The organism is Tannerella forsythia, from assembly GCF_001006485.1.
GTDB lineage: Bacteria > Bacteroidota > Bacteroidia > Bacteroidales > Tannerellaceae > Tannerella > Tannerella forsythia.
Map to the genome: position 1 here is coordinate 1 of NZ_JUET01000026.1, position 2,739 is coordinate 2,739.

At 40.8% G+C, this 2,739-nt stretch carries 5 protein-coding genes and 2 pseudogenes; 5 read left to right on the forward strand and 2 right to left on the reverse strand.

All coding sequences use genetic code 11. From position 1 onward, the window contains the following. Positions 1-265: 265 nt before the first annotated feature. Positions 266-637, forward strand: a complete 372-nt coding sequence (locus Tanf_RS00985; RefSeq protein WP_236684352.1) for an HU family DNA-binding protein — start codon at positions 266-268, stop codon at positions 635-637. 65 nt (positions 638-702) lie between these two features. Here Tanf_RS00985 and Tanf_RS00990 read toward each other — a convergent pair whose 3' ends face one another. Further along, positions 703-903, reverse strand: coding sequence for a hypothetical protein (locus tag Tanf_RS00990; RefSeq protein ID WP_046824580.1), 201 nt, complete (start codon positions 901-903; stop codon positions 703-705). Between the two features lie 88 nt (positions 904-991). Between Tanf_RS00990 and Tanf_RS00995 the strand changes: the two genes are divergently transcribed. From Tanf_RS00995 to Tanf_RS01005, 4 genes and pseudogenes are all read left to right on the forward strand, one after another. After that, on the forward strand, positions 992-1,369 hold the full coding sequence (locus Tanf_RS00995) for an RHS domain-containing protein (protein WP_046824581.1): 378 nt from the start codon (positions 992-994) through the stop codon (positions 1,367-1,369). 66 nt (positions 1,370-1,435) lie between these two features. After that, a pseudogene (locus Tanf_RS15420) lies at positions 1,436-1,483 on the forward strand (hypothetical protein); the annotation flags it as partial. Positions 1,484-1,570: 87 nt separating this feature from the next. After that, positions 1,571-1,942, forward strand: coding sequence for an AHH domain-containing protein (locus Tanf_RS01000; protein WP_041591311.1), 372 nt, complete (start codon positions 1,571-1,573; stop codon positions 1,940-1,942). Positions 1,943-1,946: 4 nt separating this feature from the next. Then, positions 1,947-2,501, forward strand: a complete 555-nt coding sequence (locus Tanf_RS01005; RefSeq protein ID WP_046824582.1) for an imm11 family protein — start codon at positions 1,947-1,949, stop codon at positions 2,499-2,501. 101 nt (positions 2,502-2,602) lie between these two features. On the opposite strand, the pseudogene Tanf_RS14660 reads toward Tanf_RS01005, so the two are convergent. Continuing rightward, positions 2,603-2,739, reverse strand: a pseudogene (locus Tanf_RS14660) (IS1595 family transposase); the annotation flags it as partial.

Consider the following 2,739-nt stretch of genomic DNA (forward strand, 5'->3'; position numbering starts at 1 on the left):
AAATTTTTTTCCTCCAAGATAGTAAAATTGTGGCTAAGAACACGCAGAGGAGGGGACAGAAAACAGAGCGTCGGCCTTGTGTTTTTATCTGCCCGGTGTAAAATCTCGAGGATTTTATCTAAATTTGCGATATATTTTATTGTATTATTTATAAGCATATATAATTATGGCCAAGCTCAAGTACAAAATTGCCGCTCGCAAGCTCAATATCGGCTCGTAAAAGGGCAAAACCGTTTACATTGCCCAACCCGTTAATCTGGGAAGAATCAGTTTCGAAGACTTTGTTAAAGAGGTTGCCGACGGCTCTACCGTCGATGCCGCCGATGTGAAAGCCGTGCTTAGTCGGCTCCATGTCGTAATCGAACGTCTGACGGCTCGCAGTTTCTCAGTCGAGTGCGGAGAATTGGGAACTTTTCGACCTTCGTTCGGAAGCAAATCGGTAGAAAAACCGGAAGATTTCAAGGTGTCGATGATTCGTCCCGCCAAAATTCTTTTCACGCCCAAGCCTGCTTTCAAAAATTCTCTTCGTTCCACGGGATTTGAACTTTACGGTCAGGACGAGGCATCATCTTCTGCCGATACAGGGCCGTCAACGCCTTCAGGCCCCGATCAGGGAAGTTCCGGCGGCGGTCTGTAAGTGCATAAAAGCCCGATGTATCAGCTTATGCTTTTCATCGGGTTATTTCTTTTGTATAATGTTCCCTATTGTGAAACCGTTCTTTTCTTTTCGACTACGATTCGTGGGACAATCTCTTCCGTGCCGATTACAAGGGTGGCTCCGAGGTTGAGAGCATTTACAAGGCTCCCGATGCCATCGGCAATCTGTTCCGAACGGAAGAGCGCAAAGACCGCAAGTATGGTAAGGGCGGTCGATTGCTTGAAGACCGTAAATACTCCTACCATTACGATGGGGAAGGAAACCTTGTTCTGAAACAACGATTGAGGCCCGACGAGACGTTAGCTCCGCTTTGGCAGGAGGGTGATTGGGCTTATGAATGGCAGGGCAACGGCATGCTCCGAAGTGTGGAAGCGTCCCGATGGCAAAACGGTCAGTTTCGAGTATGACCCACTCGGTCGCCGTATCTCGAAGACATATAAAAATAAGACTACCCGTTGGGTTTGGGACGGCAACGTGCCTCTACACGAGTGGACGGAGGAATCCGATGTAACCACGTGGCTGTTCGAGGAGGGTACATTCATACCTGCGGCAAAGATAGTTGGCGATAAGTTCTACAGTATTATAACGGACTACTTGGGTACACCAACTGAGATGTTCAATTCTGATGGAGAAAAAACATGGTCGGCAGAATTGGATATTTATGGCTCTGTTCGTAACTTTGCCGGGCGTTCTTTGAGCGATTGTCCGTAGGTATCAGGGACAGTAGAGGATGAGGAGACAGGGCTTTATTACAACCGTTTCCGTTACTACTCGCCTGATGAGGGAATGTATATCTCCCAAGACCCAATAAGATTGGATGGTGTAAACCCTACTTTGTATGGTTTTGTATGGGATATCAATTTCGAGATCGACCCATTTGGACTTTCTTGTACTAAACGTCTCAGAAAAAATATGAATAAAGCCAATCGACAGATGGCTAAACAAAATGGTGCGATGGCAAGAAGATGGAAAAAATTCAAAGGTTCAGCAGCACACCATATTGTTGCGGGAGACCACATGGATCCAAATGCAATAAAGGCAAGAAGTATCCTATCCAAGCATGGAATTGATATAGATGATGCAGCCAATGGTATTTATTTAAAACATATGGATCCTAATAGTATTCAACCTGGAGCCTATCATCGAGTAATTCACACGAAAATATATTTTGAAAATGTCGCCAATAGGTTAGAAATTGCAGATCTAATTGGAGGAAAGAATGGAGTTCTGGATGAATTAGACAATATTGCAGGAGATTTGCTTTTTAATAAGAAAATTTGGTAACGATATGGATATATATAGAATTAAAAACGACTATCTATTTAAAGGAATATCAAGTAGAAATGAATTGATTATAAATCAATTCGATTCCTTTAGGGGACAAAGTCTTGTCTCAAGCTGGGAAGCTCCTGTATTTGAATTGCTTGAAAATGTTACAAAGGTTAATTCAGAAAAAAAAGAAGAAGAGAGAAAATGTATTTCTTTCGATTCGAGGTGTTATGGCAATATCTTTATAATAAATTCTATCTTTTTAGACCTGTTCAAAGGATTGAATGTTGAGTTATTGCCTATAAATATAGTTGGAATAATTCCTTCTTATTTATTTGTAAATGTGTTAAATGTAGTTGGTGCGATTGATTTCTCAGGCTTAGATTATAAACAATCGATGGATATGATGAAAAGCAACGACATTCGTTTTGTAAAAGAAGAAATCAATGAAGTTAAGATATTCAGAGATCAAAAAATCATCAACTTCTACTATTGCACAGAAGAATTTAAGGAGATGTTCGAATCTAAAATGATTTCTGGGATTCTTTTTGAAAAGGTTGGGATAGCTCGATGAGACTTGGGATAATACTATGTACCACCTTCTCTTCTTAGAAGCACTGAAATTTTGTTGGCGAAGAAAATAAAATTACTTCGCCAACAAAATATTTTTTATGATTATCCGCACTTATACCTAAACTCATTTTTATAGGTTACGCAAGCTACGAGCAATCTTCCAAAGAGGGCTTCTCCCCAGTATCTTCGATTAAACTTATAACAGAATTCATCGAGATAATTTTGTAAGAATTCGGGCT